Source organism: Bacillus sp. BD59S (genome assembly GCF_007363175.1).
GTDB classification, from domain to species: Bacteria; Bacillota; Bacilli; order Bacillales; family Bacillaceae_G; genus Bacillus_A; species Bacillus_A pacificus.
The window spans coordinates 1,429,769-1,451,576 of record NZ_CP034686.1 but is presented as its reverse complement, the minus strand read 5'-3'; the positions used below and the strand labels follow the sequence as shown (position 1 = coordinate 1,451,576).

The 21,808-nt window shown below is 35.3% G+C and carries 24 protein-coding genes and 1 other RNA gene; 4 read left to right on the top strand and 21 right to left on the bottom strand.

Features of this window, described 5'->3' with window-relative positions; all coding sequences use genetic code 11:
* Positions 1-30: 30 nt before the first annotated feature.
* The 10 genes from EKQ63_RS09495 to EKQ63_RS09450 form a co-directional block, all read right to left on the bottom strand.
* Positions 31-504 (bottom strand): GNAT family N-acetyltransferase, encoded by a 474-nt coding sequence (locus EKQ63_RS09495; protein ID WP_087951881.1) that lies wholly within the window; start codon positions 502-504, stop codon positions 31-33.
* A gap of 45 nt (positions 505-549) precedes the next feature.
* Positions 550-2,067, bottom strand: coding sequence for a carboxypeptidase (gene ypwA / locus EKQ63_RS09490; RefSeq protein WP_087994409.1), 1,518 nt, complete (start codon positions 2,065-2,067; stop codon positions 550-552).
* A 101-nt stretch (positions 2,068-2,168) separates the two neighbouring features.
* Entirely contained in the window at positions 2,169-4,106 is a 1,938-nt protein-coding gene (locus EKQ63_RS09485; RefSeq protein WP_000493699.1) for an ATP-dependent DNA helicase, read from the bottom strand.
* Between the two features lie 137 nt (positions 4,107-4,243).
* Entirely contained in the window at positions 4,244-4,426 is a 183-nt protein-coding gene (locus tag EKQ63_RS09480; protein ID WP_087951879.1) for a DUF3921 family protein, read from the bottom strand.
* A gap of 61 nt (positions 4,427-4,487) precedes the next feature.
* Complete coding sequence (locus EKQ63_RS09475; RefSeq protein ID WP_087951878.1) at positions 4,488-5,627, bottom strand: THUMP domain-containing class I SAM-dependent RNA methyltransferase; 1,140 nt, start codon at positions 5,625-5,627, stop codon at positions 4,488-4,490.
* A 180-nt stretch (positions 5,628-5,807) separates the two neighbouring features.
* Positions 5,808-6,198, bottom strand: an RNA gene (rnpB, locus tag EKQ63_RS09470) — RNase P RNA component class B.
* A gap of 87 nt (positions 6,199-6,285) precedes the next feature.
* Entirely contained in the window at positions 6,286-6,624 is a 339-nt protein-coding gene (gpsB, locus tag EKQ63_RS09465) for a cell division regulator GpsB (RefSeq protein ID WP_000622430.1), read from the bottom strand.
* Positions 6,625-6,721: 97 nt separating this feature from the next.
* A complete protein-coding gene (locus EKQ63_RS09460) occupies positions 6,722-7,276 on the bottom strand; it encodes an SLOG family protein (protein ID WP_000862921.1) in 555 nt (184 codons plus the stop codon).
* Between the two features lie 56 nt (positions 7,277-7,332).
* Entirely contained in the window at positions 7,333-7,734 is a 402-nt protein-coding gene (locus EKQ63_RS09455; protein ID WP_087951877.1) for a spore coat protein, read from the bottom strand.
* A gap of 155 nt (positions 7,735-7,889) precedes the next feature.
* The gene (locus tag EKQ63_RS09450) at positions 7,890-8,384 is read right to left on the bottom strand and encodes a YppG family protein (RefSeq protein ID WP_048551627.1); all 495 of its coding nucleotides are present in this window, start codon (positions 8,382-8,384) and stop codon (positions 7,890-7,892) included.
* Between the two features lie 177 nt (positions 8,385-8,561).
* On the opposite strand from EKQ63_RS09450, the gene EKQ63_RS09445 reads away from it, so the two are divergent.
* Positions 8,562-8,753 carry a YppF family protein gene (locus EKQ63_RS09445; RefSeq protein ID WP_000242661.1) on the top strand — a complete coding sequence of 64 codons (192 nt, stop codon included), beginning with the start codon at positions 8,562-8,564 and terminating at the stop codon, positions 8,751-8,753.
* Between the two features lie 24 nt (positions 8,754-8,777).
* Here the strand turns inward: EKQ63_RS09445 and EKQ63_RS09440 are convergent, their stop codons facing one another.
* Both EKQ63_RS09440 and EKQ63_RS09435 read right to left on the bottom strand, forming a co-directional pair.
* Positions 8,778-9,122: a YppE family protein gene (locus tag EKQ63_RS09440; RefSeq protein ID WP_000872959.1), complete on the bottom strand. Its 345-nt coding sequence runs from the start codon at positions 9,120-9,122 to the stop codon at positions 8,778-8,780.
* A 15-nt stretch (positions 9,123-9,137) separates the two neighbouring features.
* Positions 9,138-9,380 carry a hypothetical protein gene (locus EKQ63_RS09435; protein WP_001252039.1) on the bottom strand — a complete coding sequence of 81 codons (243 nt, stop codon included), beginning with the start codon at positions 9,378-9,380 and terminating at the stop codon, positions 9,138-9,140.
* 85 nt (positions 9,381-9,465) lie between these two features.
* Between EKQ63_RS09435 and EKQ63_RS30165 the strand changes: the two genes are divergently transcribed.
* Positions 9,466-9,651: a phage portal protein gene (locus EKQ63_RS30165; RefSeq protein ID WP_087994411.1), complete on the top strand. Its 186-nt coding sequence runs from the start codon at positions 9,466-9,468 to the stop codon at positions 9,649-9,651.
* A gap of 153 nt (positions 9,652-9,804) precedes the next feature.
* On the opposite strand, the gene EKQ63_RS09430 is transcribed toward EKQ63_RS30165, so the two are convergent.
* Positions 9,805-10,830 carry a DUF2515 domain-containing protein gene (locus EKQ63_RS09430; RefSeq protein ID WP_143880980.1) on the bottom strand — a complete coding sequence of 342 codons (1,026 nt, stop codon included), beginning with the start codon at positions 10,828-10,830 and terminating at the stop codon, positions 9,805-9,807.
* A 103-nt stretch (positions 10,831-10,933) separates the two neighbouring features.
* Here EKQ63_RS09430 and recU point away from each other — a divergent pair, with 103 nt between their 5' ends.
* Complete coding sequence (gene recU, locus EKQ63_RS09425) at positions 10,934-11,536, top strand: Holliday junction resolvase RecU (RefSeq protein ID WP_000155593.1); 603 nt, start codon at positions 10,934-10,936, stop codon at positions 11,534-11,536.
* Between the two features lie 65 nt (positions 11,537-11,601).
* Entirely contained in the window at positions 11,602-14,304 is a 2,703-nt protein-coding gene (locus tag EKQ63_RS09420; protein ID WP_087994412.1) for a PBP1A family penicillin-binding protein, read from the top strand.
* Positions 14,305-14,327: 23 nt separating this feature from the next.
* On the opposite strand, the gene EKQ63_RS09415 is transcribed toward EKQ63_RS09420, so the two are convergent.
* From EKQ63_RS09415 to panD, 8 genes are all read right to left on the bottom strand, one after another.
* Positions 14,328-14,846: a YpoC family protein gene (locus EKQ63_RS09415; RefSeq protein ID WP_087951874.1), complete on the bottom strand. Its 519-nt coding sequence runs from the start codon at positions 14,844-14,846 to the stop codon at positions 14,328-14,330.
* A gap of 3 nt (positions 14,847-14,849) precedes the next feature.
* Positions 14,850-15,497 (bottom strand): endonuclease III, encoded by a 648-nt coding sequence (gene nth / locus EKQ63_RS09410; protein WP_087994413.1) that lies wholly within the window; start codon positions 15,495-15,497, stop codon positions 14,850-14,852.
* Between the two features lie 15 nt (positions 15,498-15,512).
* Positions 15,513-16,220 (bottom strand): DNA replication protein DnaD, encoded by a 708-nt coding sequence (gene dnaD, locus EKQ63_RS09405; RefSeq protein WP_000728540.1) that lies wholly within the window; start codon positions 16,218-16,220, stop codon positions 15,513-15,515.
* 122 nt (positions 16,221-16,342) lie between these two features.
* Complete coding sequence (aspB, locus tag EKQ63_RS09400; protein ID WP_087951872.1) at positions 16,343-17,530, bottom strand: aspartate transaminase AspB; 1,188 nt, start codon at positions 17,528-17,530, stop codon at positions 16,343-16,345.
* Positions 17,531-17,548: 18 nt separating this feature from the next.
* A complete protein-coding gene (locus EKQ63_RS09395; protein ID WP_014893172.1) occupies positions 17,549-18,052 on the bottom strand; it encodes a cell wall elongation regulator TseB-like domain-containing protein in 504 nt (167 codons plus the stop codon).
* Between the two features lie 7 nt (positions 18,053-18,059).
* A complete protein-coding gene (locus EKQ63_RS09390) occupies positions 18,060-18,230 on the bottom strand; it encodes a YpmA family protein (protein WP_000358352.1) in 171 nt (56 codons plus the stop codon).
* Positions 18,231-18,491: 261 nt separating this feature from the next.
* Positions 18,492-21,296, bottom strand: coding sequence for an ATP-dependent DNA helicase DinG (dinG, locus tag EKQ63_RS09385; RefSeq protein ID WP_143880979.1), 2,805 nt, complete (start codon positions 21,294-21,296; stop codon positions 18,492-18,494).
* A gap of 128 nt (positions 21,297-21,424) precedes the next feature.
* Positions 21,425-21,808 (bottom strand): aspartate 1-decarboxylase, encoded by a 384-nt coding sequence (gene panD / locus EKQ63_RS09380; protein WP_087951869.1) that lies wholly within the window; start codon positions 21,806-21,808, stop codon positions 21,425-21,427.

Below are 21,808 nucleotides of genomic sequence, written 5' to 3'. Positions count from 1 at the left end.
AAAAAAACAGAAGGAGATTCTTCTGTTTTTTTATGCATTTTTACATATATAATTCATTTTCAAAAACTCAAAATAACTACCATTTGTTTTCTGTATAAACGTTCCAACCACTTCAAATCCTGCCCTTTTATACACTTTAATTGCTCTCTTATTAAATTTAGCTACTGATAGTGTTATATACTTGCATCCATATTTTTCTTTACTAAAAGCTAGTATAGCGTTTAAGAACTGTAAACCAAATCCGTTCCCAGTTATATTAGGTCTCATTCCAAGACCTATATCAACCGTTCCAGCATTTATTTTACAAACAGTAAAATAACCAATGAGAGTGCCATTTTCCCTCACAGAAAATGTATGATCCCCTCTACTTTCATCATGTAAAAATTCAGCTAAATCTTCTTCATCTGCCTCTATATCGTAAAAGGAATATTTCCCTTCATAATGCCAGTTGTATGCAATTTCTTCTGCTTCTTCTTGCGTCATTACTGTATAAGTATACTCCATTTTTCTATCCCCTTTAAAAAAAGAGCTGCAAGTAAGCAGCTCTTTTTATAACTCATAAATCTCTCTATACTTCGCTTCTAAATAATCGGCTAAGTAATTTGCGTTTAATCCTTCACCTGTTACATCTTCTAAAATTTCAAGTGGCTTTTTCGTTTTACCGTATTGGTGAATGTTTTCTGTTAACCATTCACGAATTGGTGTTACGTTTCCTTCTTCTAATAATGCATCAAAGTTCGGAATATCTTTTAACATCCTTTGCTTAAATTGCGCTGCATACATATAACCAAGCGCATAAGATGGGAAGTATCCAAATGAACCCCCAGCCCAGTGAACATCTTGTAATACGCCTTGTGCATCGTTAGCCGGACGAATGCCTAAATATGCTTCCATCTTATCATTCCAAGCCGCTGGTAAATCCTTCACTTGTAATGTGCCATCAAACAATTCTTTCTCAAGTTCATAACGAACCATAACGTGAAGCGGATATGTAAGCTCATCTGCTTCTATACGAATAAATGAAGGCTTCGATTCATTTATCGCATCGTAAAACTCATCTACTGATATATCATTGAATTGACCATCGCTATACTCTTTTAATAAATCATAATTTTTCTTCCAGAATGATTTATTACGACCGATAAAGTTCTCAAAGAATAATGATTGTGACTCATGAATACCCATAGATGTGCCACTACATAGCGGTGTACCTTCAAATTTCTCTGCAATATTTTGTTCATATACAGCATGACCACATTCATGAATTGTTCCAAACACAGCCATACGGAAATCTTTTTCGTCATAGCGTGTCGTAATACGAACATCCCCTCTATTTAATGTAATCTCGAATGGATGTACCGTTTCATCAAGACGACCTGCTTCAAAGTCATAATTTAATTGCTTTAATAGCTCTAATGTAAAGCTTTTTTGTTTTTCTTTTGAAAAATGTTCTGATAAAGCACTTGTCTTTAATCTCTTTTGCGACTCTGATATTTCTTTTACGAGTGGAACGATACGCTCACGAAGTTGACCAAATACGTGATCTAACACTTCTACCGTAATACCCGGCTCATACATATCTAATAATGTATTATATTTATATGTTTCGTAACCCCAATATGTAATAAATTTCTTTTTAAATTCAACGATTTGTTCTAAATACGGACGGAACATTTCGAAATCAGATTTTTCGCGAGCTTCTTCCCACACACTTTCTGCTTTCGCTTCTAATTTCACATACGCTTCATATTCCGCTTGTGGAATTTTCTTATTTCTATCATATTCTTTACGACACTCTTCAACCATTTTCTTCGTCGTTTCAGAAAGTTTGTCTTCACTTATTAAAGTTTCAAGCTCTGTTAAATAGTTCCCCATCTCATCTGAAGTCGACATGGCAAATACTTCTGATGAAAGCATGCCAATTACTTCTGAACGCTGGTCTACACCTTTTTTAGGCGCACCTGTTCTCAAGTCCCAAAACATTAAGCTTAATGCTTCTCCGTAATTCTGTATCTTTTTCACATATGTTAAAAATTGTTTTTCTACTTCATATGTAGCTACTGTCATCGTATAAAAACCTCCTTTTTCTACCACAATCTTAATTCGACATGAAAATCTAAATTCCTTTTATAATAGAAAAAAAGCTTGGCAAGCGCCAAGCTTTCTCCTTACAATTCTTTACCTTCTACTGGTAGTACGTTTTTCACCGCTTCTACCACTTTCTCATCTTCTGTATCAGATAAGAAGATTGATATAGCACCTTTATCGTCGCTCGTACGAATTAAACGGCCAATCCCTTGACGAAGACGTAAAATCATATATGGTACATCTACATCCCAGAATGGATCATTTACGTGTTTACGCTTCGCTTCAAACACAGGATCGTTTGGAGGGAATGGTAATGACCAAATAATAACATGTGATAATGATGAACCTGGAATATCTAAACCTTCCCATAAATGAACGGCACAAAGTACAGTCTCTTCTTCATTTTGGAAACGAGAAACGAGCTGACTAATTTCTTGGTCTCCTTCATATAAGAACGGAACTGACATTTGTTCTTTACTTACGTATTCTTTAAACGCTGCAAGTTCTTGTGTTGTACGGAATAATACAAGTGTACGTCCATTTGTTTTTTGTATATTTTCAAGTGTATATTGACACTTTCTTTCCCATTCATTTTCTTTCGTATGCGATAGTAAGTTTACTGCCATTTGTTCTTCGTAATCAAACGGTGAGGCAACTGAGAATGATAAGTAATCTTTTACCCCTAGGCTATTTGCTGTAAATGCAAATGAATCGTTGTTAGATAATGTAGCAGAAGAGAAAATATACGGGATTTTCTTCGAGAATACTTTCTCTTGTAATACTTCTTCAACTGCACGCGGCATAATTACTAACGTGAAGGCTCCATCACCTTCTTCACCCCATGTAATTACATTTTTCTCGTGCATAAATAGACGCAGCGAGTGCTCTAATACATCTAAATGTTCATCAACGATATTTAAATCATACGTGTTTACTGTATGCATTTCACTTTCAAATACTAATGCATCACCAACTTCACCAATTTTCGCATAAAGTCGCTTCGCTTCGGCAGTTACTTTTTCTGTCACAGTAATCTCTAAACGATCAGAACCGGCAATTTCCTTTTTATTTTCTTGTAACACATCAAAGAATCGCTCTGTTTGCCAAATTGTTTCTTCTACTAAATGTGCAAACTCCTCGCGAATATCGTTTTGCAACAATCTCGTTAAAAGTTGCTCCATCATCGTTTGTTTTAAACGATATGTTAAAGCTTTTTGAGCTGCATATTCTACAAGATGTCCTTCATCGAATACAACACAACTACTTTCTGGTAATAACGGAATTTGTCCTTCACGCTTACGAGCATCGTACGTCCAAATATGATCCATATAGAAATCTTGAGAACAAATAATTAAATCTGCTGCTTTACGATAATGTTCACGTGATAGAGTTTGACCGCAACGATGACGAGAATCACAAGTAAAGCAATCTTGGAAGTAATCCCAATTTACTTTTGACCATTCCTCGTCATTTAAAAGCGGAAATTCTTTTCGGTCACCGTAGTGAGTAAAGTTTTGCATCGTACCGTGGTCAAATACAAACTGCGGTAATTCGTAGTATACATCTTCAATTACTTCTGGAGCTCGTCCACTCATAACATCTTCAAGTTTACGTAAACATAAATAATTATCCATTGATTTGGCAAGTCTTACATCTACCGATAAGCCTAATGCCTCAGATAATTTAGCAATGTCCCCTTCTTCTTTCACAAGCTGCTCAATTAACGTTTCATCTGCACAAGCGATAATCGCTGGCTTTCCAGTATAACGTGCATAACAAATTGCATATAAAAGATATACAATTGTTTTCCCGGTTCCTACACCCGCTTCTGCGAACATAACTTTCTTTTCTTGGAAAGCACGTTCTAATTGAAACGCCATAAAAATTTGTTCATCACGCTCTTCAAAGCCTTTTTCCGGAAGGATGTCGTAAAACACATCTCCAATCCACTCATTCAACTTATCATAAAAATTGTCTTGTTTCCCTACTTCAAATGGTAATCTCTTCTCAGTAAACATCCTTAGCCTCCAACCAAAAAGTTTTTCTATAAAAGATATAGCAACTGCTACTCATATGTGTGCAGCCACTTTCCCCTGTTGTAATACATAGAAATACACGAAAAAAAATTTTCCTTTCGAAAAAGGAAAATTTTCTTCTATATTAATGACTTTAAATACCGTTTATCAATCGCTGTTTCATGTGAAAGAGCTGACAAATATTCTTCTTGTGCTTTTTGTATTTCATCTACAATCACACTGTGGCTATCCACTTCTTTTCCGAGCTCATCATACGTGCGGTGAATTGCTTTTTGAATCATTGATAATTGGAAACTATCCATATCAGTTCCTCCTTTACGCATTGCATAATAGCCAGTATATGCGCGCTGGAGGAGTTTTATACTATGAATTACGAGGTGGACGTTTTCCGAAGTATTGGTAGTAATCTGTACGGATAAATCCGTTAAACAGTTTACGTTTCTTCGATGCATCTTTTCCGTAGCACTTCTCAAACGCTTCGTAACTTGTTAATACATACGCCGACCATGTGTCTAATGGACGGAATACTTGTCCCATTTCTTTATACAGTTGTTCAACAAGTGCTTTTTCACTTAAACGTTCTCCGTATGGAGGATTCGTTACAACATAGCCATAATCCTCTTTTGTTGTGAAATCTTTTACTTGCATTTGTTTAAATGTAATTAAATCGCCTAAACCTACTTCTTCTGCATTATCTTGAGCAACTCGGATCATACGATGATCGATATCTGATCCAATGATTTGCAGTCGTTGATCATAATTCGCTAAATCTTCAGCTTCTTGACGAGCTTCACGCCAGTTTTGTTTACCTACCCAGCCCCACTCATCTGATGCAAAACCACGGTTAAATCCTGGTGCGATATTTTGTCCAATTAATGCTGCTTCAATCGGTATTGTACCTGATCCACAGAAAGGATCTACGAAAGGACGATCTGGCTTCCAGTTTGTTAACTTAATTAAAGACGCAGCCAATGTTTCTTTTAATGGCGCTTCCCCTTGATCCACACGGTATCCACGTTTATGAAGCCCAACACCGCTTGCATCAATTGTTAATGTTGCGATATCTTTTAACATTGCAATCTCAATACGGAATAACGGGCCATCTTCTTCAAACCAAGTTGTACGTTTATATGTTGTTTTTAATTTTTCAACGACAGCCTTTTTAACGATACGTTGGCAATCCGAAACACTGAATAACTCAGATTTTAAAGATTTACCGATAACAGGGAACTCACCGTTTTCTGGAATATAATCTCCCCAGTTTAATGCTTTCGTTTTCTCAAACAGCTCATCAAATGTTGTCGCTTTAAATTCGCCAACTTTAATTTTCACACGGTCCGCAGTACGTAACCATAAATTCGTGCGACAAATCGCCTTTTCATCTGCTTCAAATGTTACTTTGCTGTTTTCTACTTGGCATTCATAACCAAGATCACGAACTTCTCGGGCAACTAAAGCTTCAATACCCATTGCCGCTGTTGCGATTAAAGTAACTTTTCCCATTTGCATTCACCTCTTATGTATATTCAAACAATAATTAATAGCCATTTATCCTATTAATTATTACATTTTACGAAGAATTTTCTCATTAACCATTTTAACTCATAATTTATAACTTCATACAAATAAAAAGCCCTCCTCTAACAAAGGAGAGCTGAGTTATTTCATAGTTGGTTCATAACGTTCTGTAAGCCATGTTCTGTTCCTTTGTACTGCAAACGGCCCACGCCTCGTACTCCGGTGGCAATCATCTATCTACAGGTTATACAACCTGTCCTTTCCCATCGTTCATTTCCTTGGAAAAGATTCCCCTACCATTATTTGGGTTTCTCGCTCGTGGGGTTTACCTCGTTCCACTCCTATCATTTCTTCAAGGACTTCGTCACTGTGGCACTTTAAAGGTAGTCAAACCATATCCGAAAGGACTTAGGTTTTTTCCCTGCCGTTAAACCAGCCTTACAGCCAGAATACCCTAGCTTATGAATTGGCTAGGCACGAACACTACAGCCATCTCAGGCCGTGCGAGCATGGACTTTCCTCTACAACGTTGGCGTTGCAGCGATTACCCAAACGTTATGACATCCATTAGTATAGTGGAAACAAAAAGATTTTGCAATGTTTTTTTCTATGTAAAATGCTTTAACCTTTTTATCACCAGAAATTATTCGTATAACTTACTTCCAAATACAGCTTTTTCTAAATTGGATAGACGTTTTAAAATGTCCGTATTTGTGTTGTTATATACCGGTTGTGCAACTGGTGTTTGTACAACTGGTTGTTGTGGAACTTGCGTTGCTGCTAGCTTTTGTTCTTCTAGTTCACGCTTTAAACGAGCATTTTGTTGCTTTAATTGCTCAAATTCCTTGTGAAAAGCTTCATAATCTTTAATGATCATATCAAGAAACTTGTCTACTTCTTCTTGTTGATAACCTCTCATACCTGTTTTAAATTCTTTTTCTAAAATATCTTTCGCCGTTAATTTAATTTTATCCGAAATCATTTTCTTCACCTCAAATTTTTGCCAAAACTTTCATTAACTAAATTTTTTCAGAAACAATGCTTTTTGTCAATCATATATACGAGTACTATATTACATATTACTCAGCATTATTCCACTGTTCCTCTTCTATTATATCTTGTAAATCGGAAAAAAGAATGAAATAACTGTGATAATTTTCTATTTCTCCTTTTTTCTTTGCCGCTTCTACAATGTATTTAGGACTCCCTGGTTTTTCTTCATCATATACAGCTAAAAGTGCATCACTTTTTTCAATAAAAAATTGATTTTTTAATTTAAATTGCTCTGGGCTTTCGTACTTCCGTTTCGTGATACTATCAACATGGTCTGCTTGAGAGAGAATAAATTCGTAATATTCACGGTTATCTTCCTTCCAACCTTCTTCTTGTTCTAAAAATGGAGTAAATACCGCTAATTTTAAATCTGGATATTCTACTTGTATTTCAAAAACAACTTCAGCAGCCCATAATTCTACACCTAACTGGCCACTTATTATAACCCACTCTAAACCATCTTCTACAAAAGCAGTTAATTTACGACGTAGCGCCTTTTTTATACATTCTACTCCTGGATGATCATTTTTAAATATTCCAAGTTCAAATGGCTTATAGCCTGTTACTGCAATAACTTTCATATCAACACTCCAATTACAAAAAAAGAACTAGCATTTCGCTAGTTCTAACATATCATTTACTTTTTAAATATTCCACCAACGTTTGGTCCAATATTCGGACCTATTGGTGATACATTTGGTCCTGGTCCAAACGGTGATACATTCGGTCCTGGTCCGAATGGGGATATTTGATGACCGTGGTGGTGATGATGATGACCATGGCCACATGGTCCACATCCGCCGAATCCTGGGTCGATTGGGTCCACAACATTTACATTTGAGTTTGTTTGTGGGAAGAAGTTTTGGTTTTTAATTTGTTGATGGTGTACATGTGTTGTATGCGTTGGGAAAATGTGTGGCACCACCGTTGTTGAAAAAGAATGTGTTACGCATTGTTTCGTCGGATGAATGACAGGAGCCGTTGTACAAATAGGTCCTGTAGGCTTATGCCCTCCAAAGCAAGGATGACAATGATGCATAGTTTTTCTCTCCTCTCTCATAAAAAAAATCTGATTACACTTTACAGTATGAGAAAAGAGGGTAAGCCGCTTGTTATATATACCCATTTATTCTAAGGAAATTTGTCTAGTCCTTTATTTCATATACAATGTTTTTTATAGACAACCCTCCAAAATTACTTACCAAAAAAACCTCCCACTTGCTTTACAATGCCTGTTACTTGATTCATCGCATTCATCATTTGTCCAGCTGTATTCATCATTTTATTTACATCATAGTTACCATCTGAATTTTTAAATTGGGAAACAAAACTAGAAAATTGACTTGGTTGTTGCTGTTGCTTTTGTTTATTTTGTGTCGGATACGGTTGTTTTGGTGGATAAAACATCGCTTGTTGATTATAGGGAGATGGTGGTGGCATATAGTATTGCGAATTCATATAAGGTTGCTGTTGTTGATCCATATAGGGCTGCTGCGGTTGTTGATTCATATAAGGTTGTTGCGGTTGATTCATAAACGACACTTCAAATGGCTGGTAATAATTTTGATTTCCATAATGAGGCTCGAAAGGATACATATTATAACGTAAATATGTATCCGTATTATATTGGTACATATTTTGCTGTGCATATGGATTAGATTGCTGATATACGTTAGATTGTTGAAACATGCATTCTCTCCTCCTTCTCATAAGTTTCTACATATATAATATGTACTTGTAAAATAATTTGTGTGACGAAGTATCTGTCTATTTTTGTCGGAAGTTTCAATTTTTAAAAAATTATAAAAGAAAACCCTTCCATGCTATGATAATGAAGAAGAAGATTCTCATGGGGGAGGAATCAACATGGTATTAGGGGATTTAAAACAAGCGTTTTCTCAAAAAAAGGGGTATTACACAGAGAATGTAAATGAATTGTTAGACTTTGCGAGACATTGGTATCTCGAAGGAAAAATATGCATTTCAGATTACCGAACATTAATAAAAGAATTAGAAATAAACGGTGCAACAAAGCCTACAACAATGACAGAAGCATAAAAAACAAGAGGGTTTCCCCTCTTGTTACTTACATTGCTCAATTATATTTTGCAAAGTATACGAAATGGCTTGATGCGTTTCAAAGAATCGCTTACCTTTACCTTTATTTACAAAACATTGCAACACATTTGTTTGTAAATTATCGTACACTTGATCAATTTGCTGTACATGTATATACTTCGGTTTTTCTTCCTTAATCCATTCATAAGCTAATTCTTTCCACACTTTTAATTCCTCATCTACCATATCTACAAACGGTTTCATATCCTTATAAAAATCGTATTCAATCATTTCTCTTTTTTTCACATTTGCTTCATTATTATGTTGCATAAGTTTTTCCGAAGACTGTATTAATGCTTCATACTTCATTTTATTCCCACCTTATTATGCACTCACTACGACGTTTTGAAATGCCTTCACCCAATTCCCTTTTTCTTCGTGATGCACTAATTTATTTTCCATATGCTCAATATGCATTTCTGTTATTTCTATCTTGTTGCATATTTTTTCACTCTTATCCTTTAATGCATGATTCATTCTAATCCCTATATTCATTTCCAGCAAATCGAGAGAACTTAACATTTGATCCATTGTTTTCATTACATCTTCCTTCTGAACCATCGCCATATACAAAACGCCTCCTTCTTTGCTTTTCCTTTGTCATGTAATTTCGCCGAATGATTCTTCACTCCTGCCCACATGACAAAACTAGTTGTTATTCGTCAAAGAAATCATTTTGTATGTCATTTATAGAAATGGTAACAATACAAAAAGGAGGTGCATGAAAATGACAAAGAACAAAAACGAAAAAAAGAAAAAACAAAACAAACAAAACAAACAAAATAAACCCGAAACTGGAAATCCAAAATTAGATGGTCCAAACTTCCCTGCTACATAAAGTGAACTTTAGCACTTTTATAAAAAGCTAATTTCTGAAGTATCCTTAATCTCTTATGTTCATTACGTTTTGAGATTGAATTTTTACTCGTAGCAGGGTTACTTCACATTAAGAAGTCCTGTCTTCATAAATGAAGACAGGACTTCTTTTTTATTATATCACGAACTCTTCTATCCTTTTAACAAAACGATTTACGGTGGAAGCAATATAGATTTGCTCCCTCTTTCTTTTATACCATTCTGTTATATCGACTTCACCCTTATACTCTTCTGGTAAAAATAGTTCATTTATTTCCGTATCTCTACAAAACCAATCTCTCATACTTATTTCATCATGTGCAACAACAGGATAAACTTCTCTAAGAGCTGGTGTACAAGATTTTCTAGCTTCTCTTACATAACATTCATAATCTGCTCTTGATCCTGTGTGTATCGTTTGCAATGCAAACCTATGGAATAAACTTTTGTAATTCGGATGAAACAGTAACGCTGCTAATTTCTTTCCTAGTTCTATACGCTTCTGTAACGTTTCAAATTGATAAACTGAAAAACCATACATCTTCCCTTCAACGGTTGGAAAAATAACAGCACTAACATGAAGCATTTCTTGCAATTTAAAAAGTGCTGTATGAAATACATGTTTTTTAAAATATGTATTCTCAATAATTGGTTTTTGAATTTTATTTTGTTCATTTATAATAAGCGCTGTCATAAGTCTATTTATATCTTTTTTCTCCCAAAAATATATCCATTCTTTTTCCATAAAAATGGATACGTTGAAATATTGTAACAAATGGAATAGTGGCACCTGCCTCCTCTTACTTTCTTCATATAACAACAGCTGAGGAAATACATCTAAAAAAATAATCCAATTCGCTTCTTCATAAGTCAAAAACAAATGTTTTTTTACTGTTTGAGGTAAAACAGTAGCATAATACCTCCCTTGTAAATCAGTCATATTCCATCCTGCATTTCTCGAGACCATACTCGCTAAAAAAGCCCACCTAATTTCACTATTTCTTACATAATATTCTTGATAACAATGCGTTCGAGAAATGTTGTCCATATTAGCTATTTCTATTTCCCTCTTCATGTTGTAAACCATTATTTTTTCTTCCTCTGTACAGACCGTATTTTTACGATATTGTTTAATTTTTTCATAATCATTCCATGTAAACATGAATAAGTCATCATACCTTTCTTCAAAAAGGTCACATCTTTTTTCATTTTTTGTTATAATCACCTTTGTAAGTAATTCTTAGCAAGTTGGGAGTGGACACACTATGACCATTCGTTACCCAAATGGAAAACGGTACAATCAAGCTTCACAACCTCATAAAACACCAATTAAAAAACATACTTATAGTAACAGAGGTATGTCCCTTGAAGAGGAATTGAATGAAACAAATGAATATTACTTAACCCATAATATTGCATGTGTACATAAAAAACCTACACCTCTTCAAATTGTAAAAGTAGATTACCCCGCTCGAAGTGCTGCAGTGGTAAAAGAAGCGTATTTTAAACAACCTTCTACAACAGATTACAACGGTGTATATAAAGGGAAATACATCGATTTTGAAGCGAAAGAAACAAAAAATAAAACGAGTTTTCCACTTCAAAACTTCCACCTTCATCAAATTGAGCATATGAAGCAAGTAATCGCTCATAATGGAATTGCATTTGTTATTATTAAATTTACACTTTTTGATGAACTTTATTTATTAGATGCAAAACATATTATTGCATTTTGGAATCGTCAAAATACTGGTGGACGAAAATCGATTACGAAAGAAGAAATAGTAGAGCATGGATCTTTATTATCATGCGGTTATCACCCTCGGATTGATTATATCCGTGTACTAGACACGGTTTATTTTTCGTGATAGAGTCATCACTAAGGCTCTTTTTTCGACTTTTGGGGAGAGAATGAAAGGTAGGAGAAAGTATAATGTCAGATAATTATCGTTCTCGTACAGAACGAAATCATGTAAAAAATCAAAAGCAAGAAACAAATACAGAGAAAAAACCAAAGAAAAAAGGCTCCTTTTTTAAAAAATTCCTTATAGGTTGTCTACTTCTTGGTATCGTTGGTCTTGTAGCTGGCGTTTCCGCTTTCTTTGTTATGGTGAAGGACGCTCCAAAATTAGACAAATCAAAACTCGTCAATCCTTTATCAACAAAGTTTCTTGATAAAGATGGGAACTTTTTCTATGAATACGGTGCTGAAAAACGAACCCACGTTACGTATGATCAAATTCCAAAAGTAGTTGAAAATGCATTCCTTGCAACTGAGGACTCACGTTTCTATGATCATAATGGAATTGATTTTAAACGAACTACAAAAGCAGTTATGGAAAATGTCACTGGAGGTTTCGGATCTCAAGGTGGTAGTACGATTACACAACAGGTAGTCAAAAACTATTTTCTAACGATGGACAAAACTGCAAAGAGAAAAGTACAAGAATGGTACCTATCTTACAAATTAGAGCAACAATACTCTAAACATGAGATTTTAGAAATGTACTTAAATAAGATTAATTTAGGTAACCGTTCATATGGTATTGCGACAGCAGCGCAAAAATATTATGGTAAAGATTTAAAAGACTTGCAATTACATGAAGCTGCTATGCTCGCTGGTTTACCCCAAGGTCCAAACATTTATGATCCAACCAAAAAGGAAAATGTTGAACGAGCAACAAATCGTCGTAATGTCGTATTGTCATTAATGAATCGGCATGGTTATATAACAAAAGAAGAAATGAATAACGCAGTTAAAATCCCAGTAACAGAGGGTCTTCAACCGTCTTCCGAAATAACTGAGATGAAGTATCAAGCATTTTTAGATGCGGTTGTAAAAGAAGTTGAAAAAGAATATCCTGATGTAAATATTGGTTCAGATGGTTTGACGATTCATACAACACTTGATCAAGATGCTCAAGATTATGCTGAAAAAATTATGGATGGCAATCTTATTAAGTATCCGAACGATCAATTCCAAGGATCATTCGTATTTATGGATACACAATCTGGAGAAGTTCGTGCAATTGGAGCTGGGCGTAAAGAAAGTAAGTCTACTTTCAAAGGTCATAATATGGCGACTGATTTAAAACGCCAAGTCGGTTCAACAATGAAACCAATTTTCGACTACGGACCAGCAATTGAAAATTTACAATGGTCTACATACCATCAATTAAATGACTCAGAATATACGTATTCCAATGGTAAAAAAATACGAAATGCAACAAATAGTTACAAAGGTGACGTTTCACTACGTGAAGCTTTGAAAAAGTCATTAAACATCCCAGCTTTAAAAACAGCCCAAGCGGTTGGTCTTCCTAAGTCACAAGCGTTTGCTGAAGGTTTAGGTATGACATTTAAAGACGGCAAAACATTTGAATCAACAGCAATTGGTAGTAACGATAGTTCACCATTACAAGTAGCAGGTGCATATGCAGCCTTTGGTAATGGTGGGAACTACAATAAACCGCACTTCGTAAAAGAAGTTATCTTCCCAGATGGGAAAAAGAAAAGTTTTAAACCGAAAGAGCAACGTGCGATGCAAGACTACACAGCTTACATGGTTACTGACGTTCTTCGTGACGTAGTAAGACCTGGTTCTGGCGGTACTGGTCCAACAGCATACGTTTCAGGTGTTGATGTTGCCGGTAAAACAGGAACACAAAACTTTGATGAAGACGTTATAAAAGAATATGGTATACCAGCTGATGCAAACAGAGATAGCTGGTTCGCTGGATATACACCGCAATATACAATGGCAGTATGGACTGGTTACGAAAAAAATGGCCCAGAAAACTACATTAGTGATCGTTATACTAGAATTGCACAGCAAATGTTCCAAGTAATGATGAGTAAATTCGCTACAGATAAAACTCGTTTCGAACGCCCTTCTTCTGTACAAGAATTAAATGGTGAATTGTACGTAAAAGGCGCTAAAAAAGATGCAGTGAAACAAATTAAAGTAGATGCACCTAGTGGTCTTAATGTCACTTTTGATGGCGCTAGCACAGTTACACTAAACTGGTCTGGACCAGCAGAAGTTGATGCGTATGCCGCAAGCTATAAAGCGACTGACGGTTCAAGTGGTAGTTTATCAATAAAAGGTACGACAGCTACTCTTGGTGGTATTAAACCAGGCGTTACTTACAGCTTCTCTGTAGTAGCGAAAAAAGGTACTGGAACAAGCCCTGCCGTTGGTGCATCCTTCACTGCGCCTGGAGGAACTCCAGACGCGAAGAAAGCTGAAGATGAGGCTGCTAAGAAGAAGGCTGAAGAAGAAGCTAAGAAAAAAGCTGATGAGGAAGCTCAGAAAAAGGCCAATGAAGATAAATTAAAACAAGAAGAAGCTACTAAAAAAGCTGAAGAAGAAGCTAAGAAACAACAAGAACAACAACGTAAACAACAAGAAGAAGCTCAAAAAAAAGCTGATGAGGAAGCTAGAAAAAAAGCTGAAGAAGAAGCTAAAAAACAACAAGAGCAACAACGTAAACAGCAAGAAGAGGCTCAAAAGAAAGCTGATGAGGAAGCTAGAAAAAAAGCTGAAGAAGAAGCTAAGAAACAACAAGAGCAACAACACAATACCGGCGAAGATACACCACACGCAGACGGAAATGTTGTTACAACAGAGTCTTAATACAAAAAAGAAGTCCTTTTCTCTTAACGAGAAAAGGACTTCTTTTTTGTTATCATTTTCTTTACATATAACTTTTCTATTTCAATATACAACTGCGCTAACTGAATATAAGAATGATAATTATTCGGTTTCTTTATAATGAACAAATATCTCTCCATAAAATTAACTGGTTGTACTTCCAATTTACTCGTGAAATCTTCCATTTCGTTCAAACTATAAACAGGTTGTTCATTTAGCCAATATACAATTGATAACAAATGTGCTGCAAAAAGAATCATTGGCCCTTCAGCTTCTTGCTTATTTCTGTTTCGAAAAAGTGTCGCAATGTCTTCATGCTTACTTTTCCATACATTCAATAATACTGGAATACTATTTTCAATTTCATTCCACGGCTCATATTGTCTTTCCATATCATATATAAAATAAGTATTTTGTATTGTTTCTTCAAAAGACTGTTCTGTATAATACACAATCGAATTTTTACTTTCTTTAAAAAATGGTAAGCATCGAAATTCTTTCGGTATTTCTATCACTCGCTCCATCCTTTATTTCCCCTTCATTCGCTTCTTTCCTTCACGACATACTTCTAGTAAAGGGCACTCCTCACATTGTGGTCGCTGTGCTTTACAGTGATAACGTCCAAAGAAAATCATACGGTGATGTGTAACGCTCCATTCATCCATCGGAATTTTCTTCATTAATGTCTTTTCTACTTCTAACACCGAATCTTTCCATCTACAAATCGCTAACCGTTTACTCACTCTCTCTACATGCGTATCAACAGCAATTGCCGGAATACCAAACGCTACCGAAACAACTACATTTGCTGTTTTTCTCCCTACTCCTGGCAAGTTCGTCAACTCGTCACGGTCTTCTGGAACTTTTCCGTTATAATCATCCAGTAACATCTGGCACAATTTTTGAATGTTTTTTGCTTTATTTCTATACAAACCAATAGAACGTATATCTTGTTGTAATTCTTCTAGCGAAACACTTAAATAATCTTCTGGTGTTTTATATTTTTGAAATAAATTTTTCGTCACTTTATTTACAAGTGCATCTGTACATTGTGCAGATAACGCCACCGCTATTACTAGTTCAAACGGATTATCATGAATTAATTCACAATGTGCTTCTGGATACATATCCGCCATTGTGTCCAAACAATAGCGAATTTGCGTTTTATTTAACATATACTTCCTCCTACATTACTGCTCCAACCAATTATAAAAAGGCACTTTTCCAGTAAATTTCGTCTCTTGTTTTGTTGTTTGCTGCGTTCTTTGTTGATTTGCTCTAAATTTTCGTCCTTGGTTTTGGGCTTGGTCTACTGTTTTAATACCATTCTTTTTCCATTCAAATAAAATACGATCAATATATCGGAAATTAAGCTTACCACTCATTACAGCTTCCCTGAGGGCCGCTTGAATTAAATTCGGATGATGTTGATCTTGATCTTCCCACATTCCCAACGTTTCACATTCAAATGGAGAGAGTGGTCTTCCAAATTCTTTTTCAAATACTGTATATAAATTTACTTGCAGTTGCTTTATTTCTTTTTGTTCTTCCTCTATTGATTCATTCATTAAGAAATGCAATATTTTTTCCCATAGCGGTTGTAAAGAATAACTTTCACACATCATCGCTTCTGATTTTTGTCCACCTTCTAGTGATAAAAAACCTTTTTGAATCAATGCCTGAATGACTTCCATACATTTCATTTCGGTAATCGTCATCCGTTCTGAAATCTCTGACGGAGTCGGAAACGAATTGCCCGACTCTAAAAATGTATGTACATGAAGTACAACCATAAATTCCGTTTCATTTAACCCTAATTTTTTATAATGCATCATAAGTAATTTTGGAATTGCAATGCTTCCCTGCTCAAACCACTGTAACATCATTTTCTTTTTCATCACCAAACACCTCGCTCTCTAGTATAACACACCTTTCGCTATTTCTTTTTGCCACAATTCGTCAAAAAAACCTCCCTATCATGTAGGAAGGTTTTTTTGTATTACATTAATAAAATATACAATTAAGCTTGCACTTTACTTTTCATAAACGTATGAATACGTTCTAATGCTTTCTCCACTTGTTCAAGAGATGTTGCATATGATAAACGAACGTTATTTGGAGCACCAAATCCTGTACCTGGTACAAGAGCTACTTTTTCCTCTTCTAATAGAGCTTTTGCCCAATCATCAACAGTTTCGTATCCTGATAAAGCTACTGCTTCTTTTACATTAGGGAATAAGTAAAATGCACCTTGTGGTTTAATGCAAGTAAAGCCAGGGATCTGAATTAATTTATCATAAATAATGTTTAATCTCTCTTCAAATGCTTGACGCATTGTTTCTACAGGTTCTTGTGAGCCTGCATATGCCGCGATTGCGCCGTATTGAGCGATTGAAGTAGGGTTTGACGTACTATGACTCGCTAAGTTCGTCATCGCTTTAATAAGCTGCTTATTTCCTGCTGCATATCCAATACGCCATCCTGTCATAGAATGAGATTTAGATACACCATTAATAATAAGTGTTTGTTCTTTTAATGCATTAGAAAGCTGGGCAACCGAAGTATATTCTGCTCCACCATAAATTAATTTCTCATAAATTTCATCTGAAACGATTAAAATATCGTGTTCTAAACATACTTCTCCAAGCTGTTGTAATTCTTCTTTGCTGTAAATCATTCCTGTTGGATTGCTCGGTGAATTAATAATAACTGCTTTCGTTTTCTCTGTAATTGCCTCACGCAGCTGCTTCGCTGTAATTTTGTATTCATTATCTTCAAGGCCTTCTACATAAACTGGCTTACCACCAGCAAGCTTTACTTGTTCCGGATAACTTACCCAGTAAGGTGTCGGGATGATAACTTCATCACCTTCATCAAGTAACACTTGGAATAATGTATATAATGCATGCTTTGCGCCGTTACATACAATAATTTCAGACGGATCATACGCAATTCCTTGATCGCGAGTAAACTTCTTCACAATTTCTTGTTTTAACGATTGTAACCCACCTGTTGGTGTATACTTCGTATGTCCTTCTAACATCGCTTTATGTGCAGCATCCATAATATGTTCTGGCGTATTAAAGTCAGGTTCTCCTGCCCCTAATCCAATTACATCGTGGCCTTCTGCTTTTAATGCTTGTGCCTTTGCTGTAATTTCTAGAGTTGCAGATGGTGTTAAAGCAGCTACTCGCTTTGCTAATTTCATTTGTAGTTCCCCCTACATCTATTTTTCAATGCTGTATCGTCGTAAAAACTGACCATCTTTAAATGCAAGATAGTAATAACTATAACGATTTTCATCATCAATATATGTAACTTCCCATAATGGTATATTGTTTTCAAAGCCTAATTTTACTTTTAAAATTTCTTTAGGCTTACTTTTGTGCTCTTTACTGTCATCTCCGACTTGTTCAATCGTTCTTTGTAAAGCCTCTTTTTCAGAAATACCTTCACTCTTTTTCCTTACTATAGTTTCCCCTTTTTTCTCAGGCACCCAAACGATAAGTTGTTCTCCTTTTTCATCTGTACCTTGTACGACTGTATATGAAGATTCTCCGTTATAATAATCCACAGATTTTACTTTTACAAGCTTTGCTTTTTCTTTTGCAATTTCTACAGATTTTGCCTCTTTAGGGATTTTCTTTTCCATTGCTTTATTATAAACATACGCCCCATATATTCCGCTAGCAACGATTACGATAACGATTGCAAAGATCCACTTTTTCATTGTATCACTACGTTCTGTAAATCGTAAATACAGCTGTTTCTTTATCTTTTTCGTCTAATGCTAATCCGAACATGAGGTCCTGCTCTTTTAACGTACGATTCAAACTATCAACGATTTTATACAAGTCAGATGAATATTTAATACGCGTCGTTGATAAGACTTCGATTTTCTTATCCATGAAAAAACTCCTCCGTTACACAAAAATTTCTAATTATAGAAGAACGCAATGCGGTTACAATAAGAGTACATTCTTTACAACCCCTGCTTCATCACCCATCTATTATAGCAGGACATGTACAGCAAAAAAAGGTTTCAAGTCGAAAACCAATACATTTTGTATACAAGAAGTAAGAAAAATAAAATTCCTCCTACCCACATTTTTTACGCCTGAAGTTTACATGTACTTCAGGCGTATTTTTTCTTCCAATTTTATCCCACTTTATTCAGTTAACCGTTCCTTTAATTGTTCTAACAATTCTTCTAGAGGGCCTTCATAAAGCGGAACAGTTGGAATTGATTGTAAAAAACGTTTTCCATAGGAAGCGCTTGTCAAACGACGATCTAATACAAACACCGTCCCGGTATCTGTACTTGTTCTAATAAGACGACCAAATCCTTGTTTGAAACGCAGTATTGCTTGCGGGAGTGCTAACTTAGCGAATACGTCCTCTCCTTGATTTTTTAACCACTCTCCTTTTGCTTCCATCATCGGTTGATGAGGAGGCGTAAAGGGAAGGCGGACAATAACAAGACAACTAAGGGCATCTCCAGGTATATCTATCCCTTCCCAAAAACTACTTGTTCCTAATAAAATTGATTTATCGAACTCTTGAAACTTACGAATGAGACGACTTCTGCTCTTATTATTCACACTTTGCGTTAATAATAAATAGCCTTCTAATTCCTCATCATTTTTCAAATTCGTATACGCTTCTTTCAACATTTCATACGAAGTGAACAAAACAAGCATTCTACCTTCTGTAGCTTTCGCTATTTTTGCAATATGAGCCGACACAGATTCAATATATTCTTCATTACTTGCTTGCTTAATAAAAGGCACATCCGTTGAAACCATTAATTTCATCTGTTCTTCAAAACGAAATGGTGATGGGACCTGTAATGTATTTGGAGCAAAATCATGTAAACCTAGCTCTTCTTTTATATAGTCAAATGAATCGTTTACTGTTAGCGTTGCTGATGTGAAAATAACACTCTTTTTCTCTGTTAAAAATTTATCAGCAAATCTTTCACCAATATGAACAGGTTGCCCATATAAAACAGTTGAATGAATGGTTCCCTTCGTTTCAGTTTCCATCCATGTCACATATGAATTTTTTTCTAAAATGAGCACTTGTAAAGATTGCGCCATCTTTCTCAATAACTCAATTAAATGCATAAATTCACCTGTAACAACATGCATTTCCCATTCTAATTTACTTTGCAATATATCAACTTGCTTCTCAAGTGTAGAGAGTAATTTTCTTACATCATATACAAAACGATTTGTTAACTCGGTAATACTATCCCATAACTTTCCTTTTTCTACTTCCGTGTTATATCGATAAATGAGTGGCATATTGCTGATCCCTTGTTCCTGCTTTGTTTGTTTAAAGATGAATGCACGTAACATTTGGAATAGCTCATCCGCATCAAATTTCAATTCCTTCAAACTATGACTTACCATGCGGAAAGTCGAACGGGAGGCTTGTTCTGTTTTTTTCATCATTTTATATACTTTAGAAAGTACATCATCTGTTTCTAGCGTACCAAGACGAGATAAAACTAGCTGGAAATACATACAGGAGAACTGTTCACCTAATGTTCTACTTGCCGCTTCCTCAATATGATGAGCCTCGTCAAAAATAATATGTTCACATGAAGCAAATAATGGTTCTTCACTTGAAAAATCTTGAAATAATAACGCATGATTTGTAATAACGATATCTGCAAATAATGCTTTATTCTTTGCTCGTTGATAAAAACAACGACTATACCAGTTGCTTTGCATCCCGCCCGGACTATGTACATCACTACAAATACGGTTCCAAAGTAACTTTCCGCCCTCAGGAATATTTAATTCATCACGATCGCCCGTTTCCGTTTGCAATAACCACACTAAAATTTTTGCCTTCGTGAGCGCCATATCATAATTCTTCTCTTCTTCTTGCAAAGCATATTCAAATTTATGTAGACAAAGATAATGCTTTCTTCCTTTCAGAAGAGCTACTTCAAATGAAAATGGCATTATTTTCTGTAATAATGGAATTTCTTTTTCTAGTATTTGTTGTTGCAGTTGTACAGTTTGGGTACTTATGATAACAGGTTCTTCTTTTTTCTTTGCAAAATAAATACTTGGAAGCAAATATGCAAGAGTCTTCCCTGTTCCTGTTCCTGCTTCAATTAGTGAAAACCTAGAATCTCTTAGCGCTGTATATATTTCCTTCATCATACTCTGTTGGCTTTCTCTTTTTTCAAACTTTGGCATATTCAACGCAAGTTTATCAATTGTCTTATGCAAGAAAGCATCAAATTTAAATGCACATGTTTCACTTAGGTTTAAAGAATAATTCCGTTTTCGAAGCGCAATATTTCGATACACTTCATATCCCTCTGCTCCTTTTTTACCATGCATCATTTTCTTTAAAATATTTTCAGAAAGTACATCCGCTATATCACTTTGAAACACATCACTCAATTCATAAAGCGATTGCAAGGTGACAAGTGGTAACTTTTCAATTTCATTTAAAAATTGTAAAAACAATTCCGCTGTTGCAAGAGCATCACTATCAGCACGATGCGGTTGATCATGCTCTAATTCGTGTTGTTTAGCTAAATCACGTAATTTATAACTATCAGCCGTTGGCAAAAGAATTTGCGCCAACTCAACTGTATCAACTTTTGGACAATGTATTTCTGTATATCCAGCCTGCCTTAATTCTTCCGTTAAAAAATTCCAATCAAAGTGAACATTATGTGCAACGAAAGCTGCACCTTGTAATAGCTCAACAACCATCGGGGCTACATCTTGAAATAACGGGGCTTGCTTAACCATACTCTCATCAATCCCTGTTAGTTCTGTAATAAATGGCGGAATCTCTCTCTTCGGATTAATAAAAGATGAAAAAATCTCTAATATCTCTCCATCTTCCACTACAACAGCTGCAATTTGGGTAATTTTATCCTTCCCATCCTTCCAGGAGTTCCCTGTCGTCTCTAAATCCACAACGACATAACGCTTACTCATATATGTAACACCTCAATTTCTTACCTATCAAACACAAAATTATATAATGTTACTATACCACGTTTTATCTCATCTTAATGAAAAGATGCACAAAAAAGCTATCTCCGTAATAGAGATAGCCTTCTTACTTATAATATCGTACCTGCTTTTTCAGCACCTAACATTTCAATAATTTGATTATCATCATCTAATACTGCAATTTTCGGCGATTGTTTATGAATATTTTCTTCTGCCACTAAACCGTAGCAAATAATAATAACTTTATCTCCTGGCTGTACAAGCCTTGCAGCTGCACCATTTAAGCAAACAACACCGCTACCACGTTCACCCTTAATAACATATGTCTCTAAGCGAGCACCATTATTATTATTTACAATTTGTACTTTTTCATTTTCTACAATATTTACTGCATCCATTAAATCTTCATCAATTGTAATACTACCTACATAATTTAAATTTGCTTCTGTTACTGTTGCACGATGTAACTTCGCTCTCATCATTGTGCGAAACAT

Excerpts from the sequence above, each read along its gene's own strand:
- gpsB (WP_000622430.1), bottom strand. The coding sequence starts at position 6,624 with ATGATTTCGGATAAAATTAAATTAACGGCGAAAGATATTTTAGAAAAA.
- EKQ63_RS09460 (WP_000862921.1), bottom strand. The coding sequence starts at position 7,276 with ATGAAAGTTATTGCAGTAACAGGCTATAAGCCATTTGAACTTGGAATA.
- EKQ63_RS09395 (WP_014893172.1), bottom strand. The coding sequence starts at position 18,052 with ATGAAAAAGTGGATCTTTGCAATCGTTATCGTAATCGTTGCTAGCGGA.
- EKQ63_RS09455 (WP_087951877.1), bottom strand. The coding sequence starts at position 7,734 with ATGCATCATTGTCATCCTTGCTTTGGAGGGCATAAGCCTACAGGACCT.
- EKQ63_RS09485 (WP_000493699.1), bottom strand. The coding sequence starts at position 4,106 with ATGTTTACTGAGAAGAGATTACCATTTGAAGTAGGGAAACAAGACAAT.
- ypwA (WP_087994409.1), bottom strand. The coding sequence starts at position 2,067 with ATGACAGTAGCTACATATGAAGTAGAAAAACAATTTTTAACATATGTG.
- EKQ63_RS09390 (WP_000358352.1), bottom strand. The coding sequence starts at position 18,230 with ATGGATAAGAAAATCGAAGTCTTATCAACGACGCGTATTAAATATTCA.
- EKQ63_RS09440 (WP_000872959.1), bottom strand. The coding sequence starts at position 9,122 with ATGAAGTATGAAGCATTAATACAGTCTTCGGAAAAACTTATGCAACAT.
- EKQ63_RS09450 (WP_048551627.1), bottom strand. The coding sequence starts at position 8,384 with ATGTTTCAACAATCTAACGTATATCAGCAATCTAATCCATATGCACAG.
- dnaD (WP_000728540.1), bottom strand. The coding sequence starts at position 16,220 with ATGAAAAAGAAAATGATGTTACAGTGGTTTGAGCAGGGAAGCATTGCA.
- EKQ63_RS09435 (WP_001252039.1), bottom strand. The coding sequence starts at position 9,380 with ATGGCGATGGTTCAGAAGGAAGATGTAATGAAAACAATGGATCAAATG.
- EKQ63_RS09420 (WP_087994412.1), top strand. The coding sequence starts at position 11,602 with ATGTCAGATAATTATCGTTCTCGTACAGAACGAAATCATGTAAAAAAT.
- EKQ63_RS09495 (WP_087951881.1), bottom strand. The coding sequence starts at position 504 with ATGGAGTATACTTATACAGTAATGACGCAAGAAGAAGCAGAAGAAATT.
- recU (WP_000155593.1), top strand. The coding sequence starts at position 10,934 with ATGACCATTCGTTACCCAAATGGAAAACGGTACAATCAAGCTTCACAA.
- aspB (WP_087951872.1), bottom strand. The coding sequence starts at position 17,530 with ATGAAATTAGCAAAGCGAGTAGCTGCTTTAACACCATCTGCAACTCTA.
- EKQ63_RS09475 (WP_087951878.1), bottom strand. The coding sequence starts at position 5,627 with ATGGGAAAAGTTACTTTAATCGCAACAGCGGCAATGGGTATTGAAGCT.
- dinG (WP_143880979.1), bottom strand. The coding sequence starts at position 21,296 with ATGAGTAAGCGTTATGTCGTTGTGGATTTAGAGACGACAGGGAACTCC.
- panD (WP_087951869.1), bottom strand. The coding sequence starts at position 21,808 with ATGTTTCGCACAATGATGAGAGCGAAGTTACATCGTGCAACAGTAACA.
- nth (WP_087994413.1), bottom strand. The coding sequence starts at position 15,497 with ATGTTAAATAAAACGCAAATTCGCTATTGTTTGGACACAATGGCGGAT.
- EKQ63_RS09480 (WP_087951879.1), bottom strand. The coding sequence starts at position 4,426 with ATGGATAGTTTCCAATTATCAATGATTCAAAAAGCAATTCACCGCACG.
- EKQ63_RS09445 (WP_000242661.1), top strand. The coding sequence starts at position 8,562 with ATGGTATTAGGGGATTTAAAACAAGCGTTTTCTCAAAAAAAGGGGTAT.
- EKQ63_RS09415 (WP_087951874.1), bottom strand. The coding sequence starts at position 14,846 with ATGGAGCGAGTGATAGAAATACCGAAAGAATTTCGATGCTTACCATTT.
- EKQ63_RS09430 (WP_143880980.1), bottom strand. The coding sequence starts at position 10,830 with ATGTTTACATGGAATGATTATGAAAAAATTAAACAATATCGTAAAAAT.